At 60.2% G+C, this 18,812-nt stretch carries 21 protein-coding genes and 2 tRNA genes; 10 read left to right on the forward strand and 13 right to left on the reverse strand.

What is annotated here, in order from left to right; genetic code table 11:
• The first annotated feature begins 32 nt into the window (after positions 1–32).
• The 3 genes from aroQ to accC all read left to right on the forward strand — a co-directional run bounded on the left by aroQ (position 33) and on the right by accC (position 2,448).
• Positions 33–467, forward strand: coding sequence for a type II 3-dehydroquinate dehydratase (aroQ, locus tag I5L03_RS10170; RefSeq protein ID WP_197921670.1), 435 nt, complete (start codon positions 33–35; stop codon positions 465–467).
• Positions 468–561: 94 nt separating this feature from the next.
• Entirely contained in the window at positions 562–1,074 is a 513-nt protein-coding gene (gene accB, locus I5L03_RS10175; protein WP_234035197.1) for an acetyl-CoA carboxylase biotin carboxyl carrier protein, read from the forward strand.
• 15 nt (positions 1,075–1,089) lie between these two features.
• Positions 1,090–2,448 (forward strand): acetyl-CoA carboxylase biotin carboxylase subunit, encoded by a 1,359-nt coding sequence (accC, locus tag I5L03_RS10180; RefSeq protein ID WP_197921671.1) that lies wholly within the window; start codon positions 1,090–1,092, stop codon positions 2,446–2,448.
• Between the two features lie 61 nt (positions 2,449–2,509).
• Here the strand turns inward: accC and I5L03_RS10185 are convergent, their stop codons facing one another.
• Positions 2,510–3,421, reverse strand: a complete 912-nt coding sequence (locus I5L03_RS10185; RefSeq protein WP_197921672.1) for an OmpA family protein — start codon at positions 3,419–3,421, stop codon at positions 2,510–2,512.
• A 276-nt stretch (positions 3,422–3,697) separates the two neighbouring features.
• Complete coding sequence (locus I5L03_RS10190) at positions 3,698–4,162, reverse strand: Lrp/AsnC family transcriptional regulator (RefSeq protein WP_197921673.1); 465 nt, start codon at positions 4,160–4,162, stop codon at positions 3,698–3,700.
• Positions 4,163–4,367: 205 nt separating this feature from the next.
• Between I5L03_RS10190 and I5L03_RS10195 the strand changes: the two genes are divergently transcribed.
• From I5L03_RS10195 to I5L03_RS10205, 3 genes are all read left to right on the forward strand, one after another.
• On the forward strand, positions 4,368–6,047 hold the full coding sequence (locus I5L03_RS10195; protein ID WP_197921674.1) for a sensor histidine kinase: 1,680 nt from the start codon (positions 4,368–4,370) through the stop codon (positions 6,045–6,047).
• 31 nt (positions 6,048–6,078) lie between these two features.
• The gene (locus I5L03_RS10200; RefSeq protein WP_197921675.1) at positions 6,079–7,071 is read left to right on the forward strand and encodes a polysaccharide deacetylase family protein; all 993 of its coding nucleotides are present in this window, start codon (positions 6,079–6,081) and stop codon (positions 7,069–7,071) included.
• Between the two features lie 89 nt (positions 7,072–7,160).
• The gene (locus I5L03_RS10205) at positions 7,161–8,192 is read left to right on the forward strand and encodes a LacI family DNA-binding transcriptional regulator (RefSeq protein WP_197921676.1); all 1,032 of its coding nucleotides are present in this window, start codon (positions 7,161–7,163) and stop codon (positions 8,190–8,192) included.
• A gap of 52 nt (positions 8,193–8,244) precedes the next feature.
• Here I5L03_RS10205 and I5L03_RS10210 read toward each other — a convergent pair.
• Positions 8,245–8,321: transfer RNA gene (locus I5L03_RS10210), tRNA-Pro, on the reverse strand.
• A gap of 162 nt (positions 8,322–8,483) precedes the next feature.
• Here I5L03_RS10210 and I5L03_RS10215 point away from each other — a divergent pair.
• Complete coding sequence (locus I5L03_RS10215; protein ID WP_197921677.1) at positions 8,484–8,891, forward strand: thermonuclease family protein; 408 nt, start codon at positions 8,484–8,486, stop codon at positions 8,889–8,891.
• Between the two features lie 16 nt (positions 8,892–8,907).
• Here the strand turns inward: I5L03_RS10215 and I5L03_RS10220 are convergent.
• From I5L03_RS10220 to I5L03_RS10250, 7 genes are all read right to left on the reverse strand, one after another.
• A tRNA-Ile gene (locus I5L03_RS10220) sits at positions 8,908–8,984 on the reverse strand.
• Between the two features lie 59 nt (positions 8,985–9,043).
• Complete coding sequence (locus I5L03_RS10225) at positions 9,044–10,426, reverse strand: M20/M25/M40 family metallo-hydrolase (RefSeq protein ID WP_197921678.1); 1,383 nt, start codon at positions 10,424–10,426, stop codon at positions 9,044–9,046.
• Between the two features lie 46 nt (positions 10,427–10,472).
• Positions 10,473–11,624 (reverse strand): GGDEF domain-containing protein, encoded by a 1,152-nt coding sequence (locus I5L03_RS10230; protein ID WP_197921679.1) that lies wholly within the window; start codon positions 11,622–11,624, stop codon positions 10,473–10,475.
• A gap of 139 nt (positions 11,625–11,763) precedes the next feature.
• Positions 11,764–12,261 carry a DUF427 domain-containing protein gene (locus I5L03_RS10235; protein WP_197921680.1) on the reverse strand — a complete coding sequence of 166 codons (498 nt, stop codon included), beginning with the start codon at positions 12,259–12,261 and terminating at the stop codon, positions 11,764–11,766.
• 18 nt (positions 12,262–12,279) lie between these two features.
• Positions 12,280–12,630, reverse strand: coding sequence for a thiol-disulfide oxidoreductase DCC family protein (locus I5L03_RS10240; RefSeq protein WP_197921681.1), 351 nt, complete (start codon positions 12,628–12,630; stop codon positions 12,280–12,282).
• A complete protein-coding gene (locus tag I5L03_RS10245; RefSeq protein WP_197921682.1) occupies positions 12,623–13,561 on the reverse strand; it encodes an NAD(P)/FAD-dependent oxidoreductase in 939 nt (312 codons plus the stop codon). Before I5L03_RS10245 ends, I5L03_RS10240 begins: the two co-directional genes overlap by 8 nt.
• Before the next feature lie 42 nt (positions 13,562–13,603).
• Positions 13,604–14,125 (reverse strand): DUF421 domain-containing protein, encoded by a 522-nt coding sequence (locus I5L03_RS10250; RefSeq protein ID WP_197921683.1) that lies wholly within the window; start codon positions 14,123–14,125, stop codon positions 13,604–13,606.
• Positions 14,126–14,245: 120 nt separating this feature from the next.
• Between I5L03_RS10250 and ettA the strand changes: the two genes are divergently transcribed.
• On the forward strand, positions 14,246–15,919 hold the full coding sequence (gene ettA, locus I5L03_RS10255; RefSeq protein WP_197921684.1) for an energy-dependent translational throttle protein EttA: 1,674 nt from the start codon (positions 14,246–14,248) through the stop codon (positions 15,917–15,919).
• A 92-nt stretch (positions 15,920–16,011) separates the two neighbouring features.
• The gene (locus I5L03_RS10260) at positions 16,012–16,368 is read left to right on the forward strand and encodes a hypothetical protein (RefSeq protein ID WP_197921685.1); all 357 of its coding nucleotides are present in this window, start codon (positions 16,012–16,014) and stop codon (positions 16,366–16,368) included.
• Between the two features lie 16 nt (positions 16,369–16,384).
• On the opposite strand, the gene I5L03_RS10265 is transcribed toward I5L03_RS10260, so the two are convergent.
• Together I5L03_RS10265 and I5L03_RS10270 are read right to left on the reverse strand one after the other, a co-directional pair.
• Entirely contained in the window at positions 16,385–16,975 is a 591-nt protein-coding gene (locus tag I5L03_RS10265; RefSeq protein WP_197921686.1) for a MarC family protein, read from the reverse strand.
• A 50-nt stretch (positions 16,976–17,025) separates the two neighbouring features.
• Positions 17,026–17,199 (reverse strand): hypothetical protein, encoded by a 174-nt coding sequence (locus I5L03_RS10270; protein ID WP_197921687.1) that lies wholly within the window; start codon positions 17,197–17,199, stop codon positions 17,026–17,028.
• Positions 17,200–17,442: 243 nt separating this feature from the next.
• Between I5L03_RS10270 and I5L03_RS10275 the strand changes: the two genes are divergently transcribed.
• The gene (locus I5L03_RS10275) at positions 17,443–17,880 is read left to right on the forward strand and encodes an FKBP-type peptidyl-prolyl cis-trans isomerase (RefSeq protein ID WP_197921688.1); all 438 of its coding nucleotides are present in this window, start codon (positions 17,443–17,445) and stop codon (positions 17,878–17,880) included.
• A 74-nt stretch (positions 17,881–17,954) separates the two neighbouring features.
• On the opposite strand, the gene I5L03_RS10280 is transcribed toward I5L03_RS10275, so the two are convergent.
• Positions 17,955–18,800 carry an HAD family hydrolase gene (locus tag I5L03_RS10280; RefSeq protein ID WP_197921689.1) on the reverse strand — a complete coding sequence of 282 codons (846 nt, stop codon included), beginning with the start codon at positions 18,798–18,800 and terminating at the stop codon, positions 17,955–17,957.
• Positions 18,801–18,812 lie beyond the last annotated feature (12 nt).

The raw sequence follows: 18,812 nt of genomic DNA on the forward strand, positions 1-18,812 counted from the left end.
GGCAGCCCCCGATTGCCGCTAAAGGCACGCGCATGACTGACACAGTATTCGTATTGAACGGACCCAATCTGAACCTGCTCGGCGTGCGCGAGCCTGAGATTTATGGCGCAGACACGCTGGATGATCTCGCCACCCGGTGCGAGGCTAAGGCGAAGGAGCTTGGCCTCGAAGTCGACATGCGCCAGTCCAACCATGAAGGCCATCTGTGCGACTGGCTGCATGAAGCGCAGGCCGATGGCGCGAAAGCTGTCATCCTGAATGCAGGTGCCCTCACCCACACCAGTCTAGCGCTATATGATGCGATCCGCGCGATCCGCACGCCGGTGATCGAAGTGCATATCTCCAACCCCGCCGCACGTGAAGCCTATCGCCATAAGAGCTATGTCGCGATGGGCGCTCTCGGCACCATCTCCGGTTTCGGCGGATATGGCTATGAATTGGCGCTGGAAGCCGCAGCGAAGCTGTAAAGCCGCATTCCGCCAAAGCGATTGCTAACCCTTGCTTTGGGGGCGGACTGGTTCTAGCCCCCAAGCCATCCTTTACCACTGCATCGGGGAATGCATGTCTGACAAGAAGACCTCCGCCGCCAGCAAAAGCGGCATGACCGTTGATCCCAATCTGGTTCGCGAACTGGCCGAAATGCTCGGCGAAACCGGCCTGACTGAAATCGAGGTCGAAGAAGGCAATAAGCGGATCCGCGTTGCGCGCAACATGACTGCCGCTCCGCCGCCTGCTGCAATGATGGCGCCCACACCTACGCCGGCTCCAGCTCCCTCTACCGCTCCTGCCACGCCGTCTGCTGCAGACGCTCCGGGCGAAAGCGCAGCCACGGAAGACGTAGCGAACGCCGTCAAATCGCCGATGGTAGGCACTGTCTATCTCGCGCCGGAACCGGATGCACCGGACTTCGTCTCCGTCGGCGACACGGTGAAGAAGGGCGACACGCTGCTGATCGTCGAAGCCATGAAGGTGATGAACCCGATCACCGCGCCTGCCGATGGAATGGTGAAGCAGATGCTGGTCGAGAACGGTTCGCCGGTCGAGTTCGACCAACCACTCGTTGTCATCTCGTAAAGCCGCGCTGACAGCATGGGCATTTCACGCATACTGATCGCCAATCGCGGAGAGATCGCTCTGCGCATCCACCGTGCAGCGCACGAAATGGGCATTGAGACGGTTGCGGTGCACTCCACCGCTGATGCCGAGGCCATGCATGTGCGACTGGCGGATCACGCAGTCTGCATCGGTCCGCCAGCAGCGTCGGAGAGCTATCTGAATGTCGCGGCGATCATTTCAGCTGCTGAAATCAGCGATGCGGATGCGATCCACCCCGGTTACGGCTTCCTCTCCGAAAATGCGAAGTTCGCCGAAATCGTCGAATCGCATGGCATCAAGTGGATCGGCCCCAAGCCCGAACACATTCGCACCATGGGGGACAAGGTCGCCGCCAAGCAGACGGCGGGCAAGCTTGGCCTTCCGCTGGTGCCGGGTTCGGACGGCGCCATCTCCGACTATGACGAGATGCGCCGCATTGCGGACGAGATCGGCTATCCGGTGATCGCGAAGGCTGCAGCGGGCGGCGGTGGCCGCGGCATGCAGGTCATTCCCGATGCGGAATCGATGGAGCCGCTGGTCAAGCGCGCCATGAGCGAGGCGAAAGCCGCGTTCGGCGATGACACGATGTATCTGGAAAAGTACCTCGGCAATCCGCGCCATATCGAGTTCCAGGTCTTCGGCGATGGCGAGGGCAACGCCATCCATCTGGGCGAACGCGACTGTTCGCTCCAGCGCCGCCACCAGAAAGTGTTCGAAGAAGCCCCCTCGCCCGTGATTACCGCTGAAGAGCGGGACCGGATGGGCGGCATCGTGGCCAAGGCCATGGCCGAAATGGGCTATCGCGGTGCGGGCACCATCGAATTCCTGTGGGAAGATGGCGAGTTCTACTTCATCGAGATGAACACGCGCCTGCAGGTCGAGCATCCGGTTACCGAAGCGATTACCGGTGTCGATCTGGTGCGCGAGCAGATCCGTGTCGCCGATGGCAAAGCGCTGTCGGTAGCGCAGGAAGACCTCCGCTTCACCGGCCATGCGATCGAGTGCCGCATCAATGCGGAAGACCCGTTCACTTTCGCCCCAAGCCCCGGCAAGATCACCTATTACCACCCGGCAGGCGGCATGCATGTGCGCGTGGATAGCGGGCTTTACGCCGGCTATTCGATCCCGCCCTATTACGACTCCATGATCGCCAAGCTGATCGTTTACGGTCGCAATCGCGAAGGCTGCCTGATGCGCCTACGCCGCGCGCTGGAGGAAATGGTGGTGGAAGGCGTTAAGACCTCGATACCGCTGCACCGGGAACTGATCCGCCAGCCCGATGTGATCAGCGGCGATTACACGATCAAATGGCTGGAAGAATGGCTTGCCGATCGCGATGCCGAAGCCGAATAGGCAAAAAAGGGGCGAACCGCGTTGGCTCGCCCCTCACACACTTTTGGCGGAGTGAAGCGGTTTAGCCGCCCATACCTTCATCCAACGCTTTGCTGACGAGGATGTTGACCGACACGCGGCGGTTCTGCGCACGGCCAGCTTCCGTCGTGTTGTCAGCCGCAGGATCAGCTTCGGCCATGCCGGTCGGCGTCATCATACGCCACGGCGCCCAGCCACACTGCTGCTGCAGATAGTTCACGACACCGCTCGCGCGGCGTTCGCTCAGCACCTGGTTGTAATCCTGATTGCCGACGGAGTCAGTGTATCCGACAACCAGCAGCTGCGCGCCGTCGGTGGCGCTTGCCTGAGTTGCGAAGTCGCACAGTTCACGCTGAGCGACAGGCGAGATGTTATGGCGCCCGGTGTCGAAATAGACATTGGTGACGCCCGTCACGTTATATTGGTCGATGTTGGCTACGCGGCCGCGCAAGGCCTCTGCCGCAGCGGCATTCTCTTCGATCGCCTCTTCATTCAGGGCGAAGCGCTGTTCGGTGCCGGTGCGGATCATTTCCGCGGTTTCGAGGTCGTCCGCCGAGAAGCGAATGCGGCTGGCAAGCAGGCCATCTTCCCAACGCACGGTCTCCACTGTGACCGGGATGCCGTTGAGGAGCGAGGCGGTGCTGAGCTCCGTGCGGCCAAGGCCGAGAAAGCCTCCGCGCGCGCGAATATCGGTGATCTCACCTACGGCGACGGATGTGGTCGCGCCATTGGCTTCGGTCACGGTGATTTCACTGCCGGTGCGGGCCGAGATAAAGCCGTCGATCTCAGGGCCTTCCGCAAGGCCATCGAGACTGGCAGGCAGATTGCCATAGACGTTGATGTTCTGCGACGTGGTCTCCGCCGGCAATTCCTGCGCCGATACGCTGCCGCCAAACGGCAGGACCATTGCGGCACCAAGCGCCAGAGCTGCGGAATATTTACGCGCCAAATTCATGTTCTCACTCCTTCATTCGCTTGGTGCCTGCTGCCTCCGAAAGGCGGCGTGGCTTCGAAAAGAAACCGTGACCCCAAGCTATCCATCCAGTCCCATGAGCCGAATGCGAAAATCCACCGGCCCGCGGATTGCCCCCGCGCCATTACATGAATGACTGTCTCGCAGATGAACATTTCGCACACCCGTTCCCGGTTTACGGATCGAGTGAGCGCATATTGCGGCGAATGGTTACTGGTAGCGAAGCAGACAGGGTGAATCCGGCGCTAAGAAGGGGTCTCAGCCCAGCGGAACGCCCGGCTCGTGCTTGGCCGTGCGGATCGTCAGCGAGGTTTTGACACTCGCCACATTGGGAGCGGGGGTCAGTTTGCTGGTCAGGAATTCCTGGAAGCTCTGCAAATCGCGGCTGACTATCTTGAGAATAAAGTCGATTTCGCCGTTCAGCATGTGACACTCACGCACTTCGGGCAGCATGTTGATATGCTCTTCGAACGCTTTCAGGTCTTCTTCTGCCTGGCTGCGGAGGCTGACCATGGCGAAGACGGTAATCGCAAAACCAAGCTTTGAAGCGTTTAGATCGGCATGATAGCCGCGAATAACGCCTTCTTCCTCCAGTGCGCGCACGCGGCGCAGGCATGGCGGCGCGGTGAGGCCGACGCGGCGCGCCAGGTCGACATTGGTCACCCGGCCTTCGGCCTGCAATTCGGCCAGCAATTTACGATCAATTGAGTCGAGCGTCGACATCACCGGTGCCCCTGCAATGGTTTCGAGCAACCTGCTTACGCAAGCAGGCAACATCCGGCACGCTTTCTAACAGCTGGCCGATTGATTGTTCCATATGCACGCAATTGTCCCTTTTTGCAACGCACGCAGAAGCGCACATGTGCGCAGCGCTGCTCCTCGCTATTGGAATTTTTGGAAATTCTTAACCTTTCTCGCCGGAGCCTGCATGCAAATCGACGATCGCCTCACCACCGTGCTGCGTATGCGCGTAGACAGTGATGGCGTACGTCGAACACAATTCAGGCAGCTTATCGACCTCTTGGGCACACTGCCCGAAACTGCCGAGAGCGAATTGCTCAGGCCTGCCTATGCGCGGCTTTCGGAGCTGATGACGCATCTTCCGCAAGAGGAGCAGGCTGCGATCCTGCGCGAACCGGGCGTGCGCCTGCGCAATCCAGAGCTCGTCGCATATCTTGCCGGGGGCGAGTCCAAACCGGCCGCTTCCGCCATGGCGACCGCACGGCTTAGCGATGCGCAATGGCTCGCGCTAATCCCGGAACTGCCGATGAATGCGCGCGGCTTTTTGAGGCACAGACGCGATCTGTCCTCTGATGTGAAGGATTTGCTGGCGCGCCTCGGCGTGCAGGATCTCGTCCTGCCTGATGCGGGGATCAATCGCTCCGCCGCAGCTGTACCACCCAGCCCCACTCCCGCAGTGGCGCCCGTATCTCCAGCGAGCCCAACAAGCGACACGACCGAAGGCATCGGCGCGCTCCTACGCCGTATCGAGGCATTTCGCGAAGAGCGCCAGGGTAAGCCTGTTGCCCCCCGCCTTCCGCTGGAAGAGGAGGAACTTTCCGCAAGCCCCCTGCTCGGCTTCGAATTCGCCACCGATACGGCAGGCACTGTCACCTGGGCGAGCGGCCCGATCGCAACGCTGGCCGTGGGCCTTCGCCTGACCTCCCCAATGCCCGGCGTTTTGATCGATGTGGACAAGCGGATTGCCGCTCGCCTGGCCGCGCATCAACCGATCACCACCGCGCCCATCAATCTGGCTGCCGCGCCCGACATCAGCGGTGAATGGCGCATGGATGCAGCCCCACTCTTCGATGCAAAGGACGGTCGCTTCACCGGCTATCGCGGCTGCCTGCGGCGTCCGATCGTTTCTGCAGAAGATGCCGCCAATGATGACAGCGAAGGCGATGCGATGCGGCAGGTGCTGCATGAATTGCGTACTCCGGTGAACGCGATCCAGGGTTTCGCCGAAATCATCCAGCAGCAGCTATTCGGCCCCGCCCCGCATGAATACCGCGCGCATGCCGCCGGGATATCGGTGGATGCCGCCAAGCTGCTTGCCGGGTTCGATGAAGTCGACCGGCTGGTCAAACTCGACTCCGGCGATTTGAAGCCGGAGGAAGGCGAAAGCGATCTGCGCCTCGTGGTTTCCGACACCGTCCAGCGCTTGCAGGCGTTTCTTCGCCCGCGCAACGCCGCTTTCGACTTGCGCGTAAAGGGCTCGCCTTTCCATGTCGGGCTGGCGCGGCCGGAAGCGATGGCGCTGTGCTGGCGGCTTCTCGCCACGGCGGCTGGCGCCATGGGGCCAGGCGAAACGATTGCGCTGCGTCTTGCGGGCAATGAAAAGCGGGTGCGGCTGCGCATGAAGATCCCGCCCTCACTAATCGATGGCACAGCCAAAAATCTCGCCGCCCCCGCCGATCAACAGCGTGAAAAGGCGATTAGTGCGGGAATGTTCGGCCCAAAATTCTCGTTCAAACTGGCGCAGGCAGAGGCAGAAGCGGCAGGCGGTTATCTAAAATGTAAACAAGACCGGGTAACGTTGGTTCTTCCGGCCTTGACCGCCAAGAATGTCGATCATAGCCCGGAACAGGGACGCGCGAACGGGTAACAGCCCGCTTGAAGTTGGAGATACCGGTGTAATGCGGAGTCTGCTCGATCAGCCTCCGGAAGACAGTCGCGCCCGCTTTCGCGACCGCATTCCGCGTTTCATTTTGACAGTCGATACCGAAGAGGAATTTGACTGGGAGAAGCCGCTCACCCGCGAAACGCACGGCACCGATCATGTGCGGCGGCTGTCCAAGTTCCAGGAATTTTGCGAACACCAGAAAGTGGTGCCGGTCTATCTGGTGGACTGGCCCATCGCCAATTCTCGTCTTGCCGCGGAAATATTGCGCGAACCGCTTGCCGCCGGGCGCGCTGAAATCGGTGTGCAATTGCACCCTTGGGTGAACCCGCCTTTTGCTGAAGATGTCACGCAGCACAACTCCTTTGCCGGGAACCTGCCGCGCGACTTGGAGGAAGCCAAGTTCGTCAAATTGCGCGATTGCATCGAGGCGAAGTTCGGTGTGACACCGCTCATCTATCGCGCCGGTCGCTATGGCGTTGGCGAGAACACCGCTCGCATCTTGGCCGAGCACGGCATCGCAATCGACACGTCGGCGCGCCCGCAATTCGATTATTCATCGGTTGGCGGGCCCAATTTCCGAACTTTTCCGATTGCTCCTTACTGGCTGGATGACGAGCGCACCCTGCTCGAACTGCCTCTCACGACGACATTCTGGGGCATGCTGCGCAAGCAAGGCGAATACATCTATCCGCGGCTCTGGCGCGCGCCATCCATGCGCGGCGTCCTTTCGCGCCTCAACATGCTGGAACGCGTGCCGCTGACGCCTGAAGGCGTCACTGTGGAGGAGGCGATACGCGGCATCGATATGGCACTCGATGAAGGCGCGCCCATGCTCGTCTTCTCCTTTCACAGTCCCTCGCTACGACCGGGCGACACGCCCTACGTCCGCACCGAAGAGGATCTGGACGATTTGTACGATTGGTGGCGGCGGGTCTTCGCCTATCTCAAGCAGCGCGGTGTGAAGCCGTCCTGCGTGAAGGATGTGATGCATTCGGTCGAACGCTAAAATTCCACACTTCACAAGGTTCTCGCTTCGCTCCGCAAGCTGGCTTATGCAGTCGGACAGAAGCTGAAAACAGCAATGCAGGATCAGGGATGCCGAACCAGAACACGCCCAGCCACCGGGTGACGTCTTTCGAAGTTGCCGAGCGAGCCGGGGTCAACCAGTCCACCGTATCGCGTGCGCTATCGGGCGATAGTTCGATCACCGATGCAACGCGCGAAAAGGTGCGCCGCGCGGCGGATGAGCTGGGATACCGTGTCGATGCCCGCGCTGCGCGGCTGCGGAGCGGCAAGACCCGCACTCTCGCCATCGTCGTCATTACCAAGCCCGATATCGAAGCCACCCAGATCAATCCCTTTCATTACAATCTGCTCGGCAGCGTCTGCGCGGCAGCTTCTGAAAAAGGGTATCAATCGCTGGTTTCGTTCCAGTCGGTTGAAGAACAGTTCTACGGCGACTTCGTCGAGACGCGGCAGGCCGACGGTGTCATCCTAATCGGAACCAGCACCAATGATGCGGCCTGGGCGCACCACAGGGCCCTGTTGGAGCGCGAGGATGTAGCAAGCTGGGGTTCGCCCTATGTGGATCATCGCCGCGTCGATTCGGACAATCGCGCGGGCGCTCGCATGGCGGTGGAGCGATTGCTCGCCGCCGGACATCGAGACCTCGTCTTCATCGGCGATACGCGCCAAACGCAGCCGCAATTCCGGGAGCGTTTTGCAAGCTTCAGCGATGCGACGCGCGAAGCCGGAATCGATGGCGGAAAGGCCATCTTCGAAGATGGCGAGACACGCGGCCAACAGGGCCGTCGCTCTGCCCGCACGTTGATCGACAGCGGCCGCGGCTTCGATGGCATCTTCTGTTCTTGCGATGCGATGGCGTTTGGCGCCCTCGAGGTGTTGCGCGAAAGCGGCGTGGACGTTCCAAGAGATGTGGGTGTGATCGGATTCGATGGGCTTGGCAGCGGTGCACACTCTAGCCCGCCGCTCACGACGGTGGAGCCGGACTTTGCCCGCGCCGGCGTACTGCTGGTCGATACAGCGCTGGGCCTCACCAAAAGCGGTGAACGCCGCCGCGCACCGGTGCGTCTAGTCGAGCGCGCCAGCGTGCGAACCGCGACCTAAGCTGGAAAGAATTACGGCCGGAACCACCACGCAGGTGATTCCGGCCGAAAGCTGGTCGGGGAGACAGGATTTGAACCTGCGACCCCCTGTACCCAAAACAGGTGCGCTACCAGGCTGCGCCACTCCCCGGACCGCAGAGGCCCCTAGATTCTGCGCCACTCCGGCGCAAGTGCAAAACGTGCCTTTCACCCGTATCACCGAAGAATCTGCGTAATTTCGCGTATTACTACGTCTCCGAAACGGAGATGGTGACGCAGGTAGAGCATGCCGAAAGCCTTTTAGGCCGCCGCCATGCCTTATCTCTCTACAGTCCTCGCCGCCCTGACCTTTATCTCCACCCCGCTGGAGAATTGCACCGTCACCGATGGCGATACCATTCGCTGCGGAGATGAGCGGATTCGGATTACAGGGATCGATGCTCCCGAAACGCATGCCTGCCGCGCAGGGCGGCGCTGCGTTGATGGTGACGGGCGCGCCTCGACGCGCGCGATGGAGGCCACCGTCGCCAATACCGCGCTAACAATCGTGCGGCTGGGAGAAGATCGGTATGGCCGGACGCTCGGTGTCGTTTACGCCGATGGGCAGAATATCGCCTGCGCGCAGCTCGCCGCAGGACAAGCCTATTACGTCGCGCGCTGGGATGATGAGGGGCTGGTGGCAGCAGACTGCCCCGCACTCGCCGCATCTAGAAGTATCTAGGCTAATGCCCGAAGGATGGTGGGCCCGGCAGGACTCGAACCCGCGACCTAGCCGTTATGAGCGGCCAGCTCTAACCAACTGAGCTACAGGCCCGCACCAATCCTTCGTGCGCGCTCGCCCCTAAACCGGGCCGCGCGCGTCTTCAAGCAATCTTACTCTTCCAGCATGATCGGCGCTCCGAGGAAGCTGCCGCGATGGTTGGCAAGCACCCGTGTCACCGCCGTCCACACGGCGACATTCTGTGCCAGCTCGCCCGGATCGACCTTGTCCAGCGTATCGTTCGCTGTGTGATGCAGGTCGAAATAGCGCAGGCCATCCTGCTGCAGATCGATAATCGCGCCGCCCTGATCCCTTAAGATGTTGAGATCAGCGCCGCCGGTCGCGGTAATCTGCGGTGCGGGCAGCACTCCATAGGGGATCACGGCATCGGCCAGCTGCTGGAACAGCGCCGGGTTGCTTTGGGTGAAATTCGTCTCCAGCCGCCAGATGAGGCCAGCGCCGAAATCGCTTTCAAGACCGACGCCGATTTCTTCGTCGGCATGGGCTTCGGAATATGCGCGGCTGCCCCACAGGCCAGTTTCCTCAGCGCCTGCGAACAGCACGCGAATAGTGCGAAGCGGCTGGCCATCTTCGACGGCGTGCAGCGCGGCAGAGGCGGCAATGGCGCAACCCGAAGCATCGTCCACCGCGCCTGTGCCATTGTCCCAGCTATCAAGATGGCAGGCGAGCAGCACGGGCGGCAGTGAAGGATCGCGCCCCATAATCTCGCCAACGACATTGCCGCTCTGGGTCATACCGAGGAATTGGGGGGTGAGCACCAGTTCAAGCGTCAGCGTCTCACCGCGTTCGAGCAGGCGCTCGACATTGTCCGCGTCGGGATTGCTGAGCGCGGCAGCCGGAATTGGCTCCACACCGTCGGGCCAGCTTGTCGCGCCGGTGTGCGGCAGGCGATCATTGTCGGTGCCGATCGAGCGTATGATGATGCCCGCAGCACCCTTTTGCGCGGCAATTCCCGGCCCCTGCCGACGCGGCGAGCCGAACATTCCGTAATGCGAACCGTCTTGCGTCGCTTGCATCGGGTTTCCGATATAGACGATCTTGCCTGCAACTTCCGCCGGATCGGCTGCGCGCAGATCGTTGACGGTGGCGAACTGGACGATCTCCGCCGTGATACCTTCGGCAAGAGTCGCCCCGCTATAGCCGAGCGCGGTGAGGACCAGCGGCTGCGCCCCTGCCCCGACCAGCCGTGCGCGCTCTTCGCCGCGAACCCAGGTATTGTGCATGAACGGCTCATCCGCGACATTCACGAAGCCACGCTCGATCAGCCATTCCATAGCCCATGCGCGCCCACGTGCTTCATCCTCCGTGCCAGCAAGACGCGGGCCGATTTCTGTAGTGATGCCTTCGAGGAAATCCCAAGCCACTTCGTCATGCGCGCCGGGCTCCAGCCCGTAGCGATGATCGTAGCGCTGGGCAGCGGCAGTGGCGGGAATGGCGAGCGAAAGCGCAGCAAGCGCGAGGATCGGTTTCTTCATGGGCGCAAGTGCTAAGCGCCACGATGCGTGCTGTCCAGACGGGTATTCAAGCAGCAGCCCTGCAGGCATCTTCACACAGAGGAACAGCGGGCTGAGAGCCGCGTTCGATCCGGTTTCGGCCATTGTTCTTCGCTGCATAAAGCGCCGCGTCAGCCCGCGAGAACAGCCGGTCATAGCTTTCACCCGGCCGGCGTTCGGCGACGCCAAAGCTTGCCGTCAGGCTGATATGATCTCCAATCTCGGGAAAGGTGCTGCGCGCGAAGGCAAGTCGCATGCGGTCTGCCAATTGCGCAGCGTCGGCTTCCCCGCAATGGCGCACCAGAATGCAGAATTCCTCTCCGCCAACACGCCCAAGCAAATCATGCGGACGGCTCATCCGGGCAAGGAGCGTACCCATTCCGGCAATCGCCTTGTCACCTGCCTGATGCCCCCACAGATCATTGACCTGCTTGAAGTGATCGATGTCCGCAATCACCAGGCTAACCTGCTCGCCAGTATGTGTGCTCTGACTTAAGGTACGCGCGACTTCCGCTTCGAAGGCACGGCGATTGCACAGGCTTGTGAGCGGATCGATATTTGCGCCTTCACGCACTTTGACGATGCCATCGTAAACGCAGGCGCCCAGCAGCACGATTGCCGTGTTCAGCGTCTTCAGCATCAGCACCATGTTGATGATCGTATAGTAGAGGGACTCGCGATATTCGGCGGCGGGTATTGCCCCTTCCGCCATGGACGTCAGCACCGGTCGCACCATGAAATCGACCGTATGCAGCGCGAGAACAATCAGTATCGCTGTGTCGACCAGCGTGCGTCGCGGAGCATCCGCCAGAGACACGAAAGCGACCAGAAACATCATTGCGTAACCGGCATTGATGAGGACAAGACGCGGCCCTGCATCATCAGAAATGCTCACAGCAGCGAGCAATGACACAGCGGCTATGCAATATATGCCGAATAGTGTGCGAAGATGCGCTGGCCGCCCTGCCCTGTGGCAAGCGCCCCAAATCAGCAGCACGCTGGCGAGCGAATAGAAGGCCTGCGTCACAAAGAACGTCGCTGCCGCGCCGGTGGGCAGCAGATGAGTGACAATGAAGCCAAGAGCAAAGGCGGCGTATCCGGCTGCGAAAGCGAGCACTTGTCGGCCAAGCCCCGCGCGCCACCAGACAGCTAGGAATAGCGCTGCGAACACGAACGCCATTATCGGCGTCGTCAATCCCAAGATTTGTTCGCGCATTTTTCCCCCTCGTTGCGAAGGGGCCTTATCGCCCATTGGTTAATGTGGTTCTAAGGTCTTCCCGCAAGCCACGCCGAAACCAGCATTTTTTGCTCGAGCCTCGCTACCAGAACCGGCTGCCGGGAATACCCTTGAAGGGCCCTGCCACCTTGCTCGTGATCCAGCCGCCGTAGAATTCGCCAGGCTGCGGTCGCACCTCCTCGCCGTCGACAAGGCACTGATCGAATGGTGCGGCATAAAACGCCAGATAATCGCGCAGGATCTGAAATGTGGGCGTCGGGCTCGGATAAGACCAGCCGACTTTTTCCAGCACTTCGTCTCCGGCGACCACGTCCCAATATTTGGCCGCCCCTTTCCATTCGCAGAATGACGAACCGGCTGCACGGCGGAGCGCGTCTTCGGCAATATCATCGGGCGGAATATAGTAATTGGGTGGATGGCTGGTTTCGAGCACGCGAACGGCATTGCGTGTGTCGGCAATGGTGATGTTATTGTGTTCGATGACTATGTGCGCATTCGTCGTTTCGGCGATGGCGGGGCGCGGATAATCCCAGACGCTTTCCTGGCCAGGGCCGACGGGATCGGGTTCGGGATGACGCATGCTTGTTCCCCTTTAAGTTTAGTCGCTGACAAGTCGCTGCAGGCGCGGACGGACACGCAGGAAGCCTTTGTAGAGCACCTCGAAAATCTGCCGAAGGCCCGGTAGCCGGGCAAGCTGGCCAAAGGGCCTGAGTATCGGGATCGCGCGCCACATGGCGGCAAAGCCCTGCGCGCCTGAATAGATGCGGCCGTTCTCTTTTACATGGAAGCGGGCGAGCAAATCGTCCTGCGATATCGGGCAGCTCTCAGGCTGACCTTCGCTGACATCGACGAAATCAATGGAATGACGCTTGTCGAGCTTTTGCATGACAGCAATCTCGCGGCGGCAAAGCGGGCAAGCGCCATCGTACCATACGGTAACGTCAGCCATCCTCGATAATCCGATCAGCCAGTTCGACGCCGGAAATAAACGCGCTCTCGACGCGCGGACCAATCAGCCAATCGCCGCAAACGCCGATCTTTTTATCGGCATCCCACAGGGCCTTGTCGCCAGATGCGCCGCTGCGCGCATAGCGCCAGCGATGGGCATCGGTATGCAGCGTGCCTGGCAGCGTGCCGACCTGCTCGGCAAAGGCTTTGAGAAGCTGATCGATCACGTCGTCCTTCTCTTCTTCCAGATGCTCTTCGCTCCATTCAGGCGAGGCTTGGATTACCCAGCATTCGGTCTCGCCAGCGCGATCTGGCTTGGCGGAATTGCGCGCGGCCCATCCGATCGCACCGGCATCATGTAAGGTATCGCCATGATCGACGCGGCTGGTGAAGGTCGCCATCAGCGTCCAATTAGGCTTGGAAACCGTGTCCTCGGATAGCTGCGCGAATTCACCCTGATGCGCGTAAAGTAGCGGGGCGACCTGTTCTGCCGGGACGGCAACCAGCACCGCATCGAATGCGCTGCCCACCGTTCCCTCTTCGTCCAGCAGCCACAGCGCTTTCCCTTCGCGCCGGATCTCCTCGATCCGCTTGCCAAAGGTCACATCCTGCTTGGCGGCCATTGCCTTGATCGGCGCATTCATGCCTGGAGTGCCCACCCACGCGCCTTCCTTGGCGGCTGACCAAGGGGCGACAACGCCTTGGCTTTGCCAACGCTCGACCTGCGCCGCAAAGCGTGGATCGCGTGCAGTGAAATATTGCGCGCCGTGATCGAAGCGAAGAGTTTTGCCATCCACTTCAGCTCGCCGCGTCGCCATGCGACCGCCGGGGCCGCGCCCCTTGTCGAAGAGCGAAACGCGATGACCCGCTTCTTTGAGAGCGGCGCCGCAGGAAAGACCGGCCATTCCGGCCCCGATAATTGCAATATCCATACCCACCCAATCGCGCAGCGCGGTGGGTGTTCCGCCGCAGCGTTAATTGTCGCGGTCAGCCACATCTTTCAGCATTTCATCGGCCAGATGATCACCGTGCAGCACGGAGATATCGCCTGTCGATTCCAGCACCACGGCGCGCACTTGGCCCTTATCGAGCACGTTGGACTCGCGCAGCTTGGCGCGGAGGTCCTCTTCGGTCACGCGGGTAGTCGCCAGAACCTCGTGGAGCACTTCGCCATCGCGCATCAGCAATTTCGGCTCATTGGCCAGCGCATCCTCCACCGTGTCACTGCGCTTGCGGACCAGCGCGACGATGAATTGAAAGACGAAAATTCCGACCATCGCCAGCATGGCCTGCGCAAACCCGGTCCATTCGCTCGCCTGCGCCGCGCCCGCGATCAGAGAGCCAAGGGCCACCGTCATCACGAAGTCGAAACTCGTCATCTTGGATAGCGATCTCAGGCCGACAAAACGGATCTGAACGACGACAAATGCAAGGGCGATCATGCCCAGCACGAGGCCGCGCAGGATCAGGTCGAGTGTGCTGTTTTCAAGGAACATGCATAGGCAACCCGCCCCGCTGTAAATGCGTTCCAAACAAACTTGCCCACCGCCGCGCTTATCCCTATCTGCGGCTGCAACACACATCCCACCATATTATACGAATTAAGGACCCGCCCGATGGCCGCCCAATACGCATTTGTCATGAAGGACATGACCAAGACTTTCCCCGGCGCGCAAAAGCCGGTGCTCTCCAACATCAATCTGCAATTCTATCGCGGCGCGAAGATCGGCATCGTCGGGCCGAATGGTGCGGGTAAGTCCACGTTGATCAAGATCATGGCAGGTATCGACACCGACATCAGTGGCGAAGCCTGGCCGGGCGAAAACATCACCGTCGGCTATCTCGAGCAGGAGCCCGAGCTCGACGAAAGCAAAACCGTGCTTGAAAACGTCAAGGACGGCGCGCGCGAGACCGCCGACCTCGTCGATCGCTACAACGCAGTGGCAGCCGAAATGGCCGAGCCTGATGCCGACTATGAAAAGCTCGGCGAGGAAATGAACGAGCTGCAGGACAAGATCGACGCTGTCGACGGCTGGACGCTGGACAACCAGCTCGAAGTTGCGATGGAAGCGCTGCGCTGCCCGCCATCGGACATGGGCGTACAGAGCCTCTCAGGCGGTGAGAAGCGCCGCGTCGCCCTCACCCGCCTGCTGATCCAGAAGCCGGACATCCTGCTGCTGGACGAACCGACCAACCACCTCGATGCCGAATCCGTGCAGTGGCTTGAAAACCACCTCAAGGAATATGCCGGCGCGGTGCTGATGATCACCCACGATCGCTACTTCCTCGACAATGTGGTGGAATGGATCCTCGAATTGGATCGCGGCTCCTACTACCCGTACGAAGGCAATTACTCGACCTATCTCGAGAAGAAGGCCAAGCGCCTCGAGCAGGAAAGCCGCGAGGAATCGGGCAAGCAGAAGGCGCTCCAGCGCGAGCTTGAATGGATGCGGCAGACCCCGTCCGCCCGCCAGACCAAGAGCAAGGCGCGTATCCGCAAATTCGACCAGCTGCAGGACGAAATGGGCAACCGCAAGCCGGGCAAGGCGCAGATCGTCATCCAGGTTCCAGAGCGCCTCGGCGGCAAGGTGATCGAAGCCAAGGGCATCACCAAGGCCTATGGCGACAAGCTGCTGTTCGAAGACCTGTCCTTCATGCTGCCCCCGGGTGGCATTGTCGGTGTGATCGGCCCCAACGGCGCGGGTAAATCGACGCTGTTCAAGATCCTCACTGGCAAGGAAGAGCCTGACGAAGGCAAGGTCGAGATCGGCGACACGGTGCGCCTCGGCTATGTCGACCAGAGCCGCGACCACCTCGACCCGAAAAACAACGTGTGGGAGGAAATCTCCGACGGGCTCGATTACATGCAGGTCAACGGCCACGACACCAGCACGCGTGCCTATGTGGGCGCGTTCAACTTCAAGGGCCCCGACCAGCAGAAGAACGTCGGCAAGCTGTCCGGCGGTGAACGCAACCGCGTCCACATGGCGAAGATGCTGAAAGAAGGCGGCAATGTGCTGCTGCTGGACGAACCGACCAACGACCTCGACGTAGAAACGCTATCCGCGCTGGAAGACGCCATCGAAAACTTCGCCGGCTGCGCCGTGGTCATCTCGCACGACCGCTTCTTCCTCGATCGCCTCGCGACGCACATCCTTGCGTTCGAAGGCGATTCACACGTGGAATGGTTCGAGGGCAACTTCGAGGCTTACGAGGAAGACAAGCGGCGCCGTCTGGGTGACGCAGCTGATCGTCCGAGCCGGGTGCAGTATAAGAAGCTGACTAGGTGACTTGCCTGTTCGGCTCTCCTTTCTGTGATGTGATTGCATTTCGCTGAATGTGAAGCCTTGATCTTTGTAAATGAGCAGCGAATACTCGCGGCATGAAAAAATGCATCATTGTCGTCGCCGCATTCGGCCTGAGTGCTTGCGCGACTGACCAAGCCCCGGTTTACGGTTCCGATAATCGCGTGGTCCAGCTTGGAAGCGGCACGCCAGCCGGTCGGCTGGGCACGCTCAATGGGTATGTCCTGCGCGTATCCGGCTCGCCGTTGTGTGACGATCCGGTCATCGAAGGGCGCACGATCCGCTGTTCGATCAGCGACATCACAGGGCCGGACTATGATTTCCGGTCGGCAGGGCCGCTCACGGGGTTCACTGTGCAGGATGGCCAGAGGCGTGAGATTTGCATCAATCCGCGCTTGGAATTTTCCGGTGGGAGAGCATTCATCGATTGCTGACACGAACAAGCGGCAGTCAGGCTTGCATGAAATCCTTGAAGCCGGTCAATGCAAACTGCACACCCATAGCGATTACGATTAGGCCCATGTAACTTGTTACCACCTGTCTCGCGAGCCCGCCGTTCTTCGCGTTTTTGCTGAATTTCGCTGCGGCAAGCAAAACTGCCAGCAAGATGCCCATCACAATCCCGATGGCAATCAGGGTAACCAAGGAAATACTGCCGATCTGGTTCGATGCCGCTATCGTAATGACGCCCGTTATTGTACCCGGACTGGCCGCGAACAGGATTAGTGGCGTGATCGACGCATCGGCATGGCTTGTTTCGGAGTCCGGTGCCGCCTGAACGGACACCATCATGCGCGTGCCTATTGCCGCAAGCACCAATCCACCAGCAACGCTAAATGCCGGCAAGCTGATGCCGAATAGCGCTAGAATGTTTCGCCCGGCGAAAGCGGCAACGCACAGAATAAGCGCGATTGCCAGCACGGCACCAATCGCTTCGGATATATTTCGTCCGGACTTGTGCGGGTCTCGCCCTTTCATAAAAAGCGCAAGACACATGGCCGGATTTACGAGCGCCAACAGAGTAATTGTGGCCTGAACCATCCCGTCCACCTAACTCGCTCCTGTCCGCAAACCCTTCGCCAGAAACCACGTCACGGAAGATTGGGCCAAATGATGTTGAGGACGGCGACGATTACCAGTGTAGCGAAGAAAATCCGCCAATCCCATTTGCGATGAGCACCAGGCTCGTCATTCCGGCGGATCAAGAAGACCGCGACTGCGATCAAGACAGCGGCGATTGCCGCATGTAGAAAATCGAATTCCATGTTCTTCCATTCGTGACGCAATATGAGAAACGTAGGTCGCGTCTGCACGGCCCGTCAATGGGCTTTTGAGTTCACCGCAAGAAGCTGCGAATCTCCGGTTTTCAGACGAACTTACTCCATCACAGGGCAAATTTGACTCCCCCCGCCCCCGTCCCCACATAGCGTGGTGAGGCGCCCGGTTCGCGGGTGCGTGTATCTGTCGGTGCTTTTCAGCATCGCGAACGCCAAATCCGAAGGAATTCCATGACTACCCCAAACAGCGGCGACACTGTAACCATCGACTATACCGTGAAGAAGACCGACGGCACCGTCGTCGGCAATACCGAGCAGACGGGTCCGCAGGACATCAAGCTCGGCGAAAACCAGATTTTCCCGCAGGTCGAAGAAGCTCTCAATTCGATGAGCGTGGGTGACGAGCAGACGGTCACCATCCCTTCCGACAATGCCTTCGGCCCGCGCCGGGACGACGCGATCGTCGACCTGCCGCGCACCAATCTTCCGGCAGAGCCCGCCCCGCAGCCCGGCATGCAGCTTCAGGCGCAGGGCCCCAACGGCCAGCCGGTGATCCTCACCATTCTCGAAGTTGGCGAGGAAACGGTGAAGGCAGATGGCAACCACCCGCTCGCCGGTGAAGACATCACTTTCGATGTGACCCTGCGCGAGATCAAGGCTGCCGCCTGATTTCAAGCTGATGGGGGAGGTTTTCGGGCCTCCCCTTTCGCATTCTAAATCTCGGCCCGCGCGAGGCCGATGCTTCACTCACCTTCGGATAATCGCCTGAGCGCCGCCCGTGCGGCCGCGCTGCGCGTCGCCTGTTTCAGGGTTTCGAGCAATTCCGATCCCTCGGTGAAATCGGGCGCGGCTAGGTTATCCACCCGCTCATCGGGCAATTGCTCTTCCGCAAAATCAAACCGGGCGCTCTCATTGATTGCTACCGCCAGACCGCCTGCATTGGTGATGAAACCGAAGGCGTCGAGGTCGCTCAACCCATCTCCGATATAGACGACCTGATCGAGCGGCACGTGCATGTCCGCCTCTTCGAAATCGGGATCGTTGACTTGCGGCGAATTGGCGACATCCAGGGCGAGGCCCTTGGCATGCGCTTCGATATAGCGCGCCTTTTCCGGGTGGCCGATAATCCGCTTCATGCATACCGCATTGCCATCCGCATCGAAATAGAAGCTCCCTGCCCAGCTACGATCGAACACGTCGTTGACCTCGGTCCGCTCGATCATTTCGATATAGCCGGAGGACAGGATCACGAGCTCCACTTCGATTTCCGGCAAGATGTCCTTAGCCACGGCCGAGAGATGTTTTTTCACATCCAGCACGCCGTCATATAGCGCGATCTCGTTTGCGGCCTTGTCAAAGAATTTGCGGCTCAGCAATTCGCCGCGATCGCGCCCGCAATCGATCAGCGCCTGACCGCGCTTCAGAATGCCGTCCCAATTGTCGCCGAGCGGCGTGTTGTATGTCTCTTCCCACTCCTCGCGCTCCATCCCCCAGACGGCGCACATGGCATCGATAGTGTCGCTGGCGAGGGTTTTGTCGAAATCGAAAATCAGCGTGACGCGCGGAATATAGGGATGAGTTGCTGCCAAAATCGCCTCCTT

It is taken from the genome of Aurantiacibacter sediminis (genome assembly GCF_016019885.1).
GTDB classification, from domain to species: domain Bacteria; phylum Pseudomonadota; class Alphaproteobacteria; order Sphingomonadales; family Sphingomonadaceae; genus Alteraurantiacibacter; species Alteraurantiacibacter sediminis.

Coding starts and splice junctions, on each gene's coding strand:
- I5L03_RS10215 (WP_197921677.1), top strand. CDS start 8,484: ATGCCTTATCTCTCTACAGTCCTCGCCGCCCTGACCTTTATCTCCACC.
- I5L03_RS10195 (WP_197921674.1), top strand. CDS start 4,368: ATGCAAATCGACGATCGCCTCACCACCGTGCTGCGTATGCGCGTAGAC.
- I5L03_RS10230 (WP_197921679.1), bottom strand. CDS start 11,624: ATGGCGTTCGTGTTCGCAGCGCTATTCCTAGCTGTCTGGTGGCGCGCG.
- accB (WP_234035197.1), top strand. CDS start 562: ATGTCTGACAAGAAGACCTCCGCCGCCAGCAAAAGCGGCATGACCGTT.
- I5L03_RS10200 (WP_197921675.1), top strand. CDS start 6,079: ATGCGGAGTCTGCTCGATCAGCCTCCGGAAGACAGTCGCGCCCGCTTT.
- I5L03_RS10250 (WP_197921683.1), bottom strand. CDS start 14,125: ATGTTCCTTGAAAACAGCACACTCGACCTGATCCTGCGCGGCCTCGTG.
- aroQ (WP_197921670.1), top strand. CDS start 33: ATGACTGACACAGTATTCGTATTGAACGGACCCAATCTGAACCTGCTC.
- I5L03_RS10245 (WP_197921682.1), bottom strand. CDS start 13,561: ATGGATATTGCAATTATCGGGGCCGGAATGGCCGGTCTTTCCTGCGGC.
- I5L03_RS10240 (WP_197921681.1), bottom strand. CDS start 12,630: ATGGCTGACGTTACCGTATGGTACGATGGCGCTTGCCCGCTTTGCCGC.
- I5L03_RS10185 (WP_197921672.1), bottom strand. CDS start 3,421: ATGAATTTGGCGCGTAAATATTCCGCAGCTCTGGCGCTTGGTGCCGCA.
- I5L03_RS10190 (WP_197921673.1), bottom strand. CDS start 4,162: ATGTCGACGCTCGACTCAATTGATCGTAAATTGCTGGCCGAATTGCAG.
- I5L03_RS10235 (WP_197921680.1), bottom strand. CDS start 12,261: ATGCGTCATCCCGAACCCGATCCCGTCGGCCCTGGCCAGGAAAGCGTC.
- ettA (WP_197921684.1), top strand. CDS start 14,246: ATGGCCGCCCAATACGCATTTGTCATGAAGGACATGACCAAGACTTTC.
- accC (WP_197921671.1), top strand. CDS start 1,090: ATGGGCATTTCACGCATACTGATCGCCAATCGCGGAGAGATCGCTCTG.
- I5L03_RS10265 (WP_197921686.1), bottom strand. CDS start 16,975: ATGGTTCAGGCCACAATTACTCTGTTGGCGCTCGTAAATCCGGCCATG.
- I5L03_RS10275 (WP_197921688.1), top strand. CDS start 17,443: ATGACTACCCCAAACAGCGGCGACACTGTAACCATCGACTATACCGTG.
- I5L03_RS10225 (WP_197921678.1), bottom strand. CDS start 10,426: ATGAAGAAACCGATCCTCGCGCTTGCTGCGCTTTCGCTCGCCATTCCC.
- I5L03_RS10270 (WP_197921687.1), bottom strand. CDS start 17,199: ATGGAATTCGATTTTCTACATGCGGCAATCGCCGCTGTCTTGATCGCA.
- I5L03_RS10260 (WP_197921685.1), top strand. CDS start 16,012: ATGAAAAAATGCATCATTGTCGTCGCCGCATTCGGCCTGAGTGCTTGC.
- I5L03_RS10205 (WP_197921676.1), top strand. CDS start 7,161: ATGCCGAACCAGAACACGCCCAGCCACCGGGTGACGTCTTTCGAAGTT.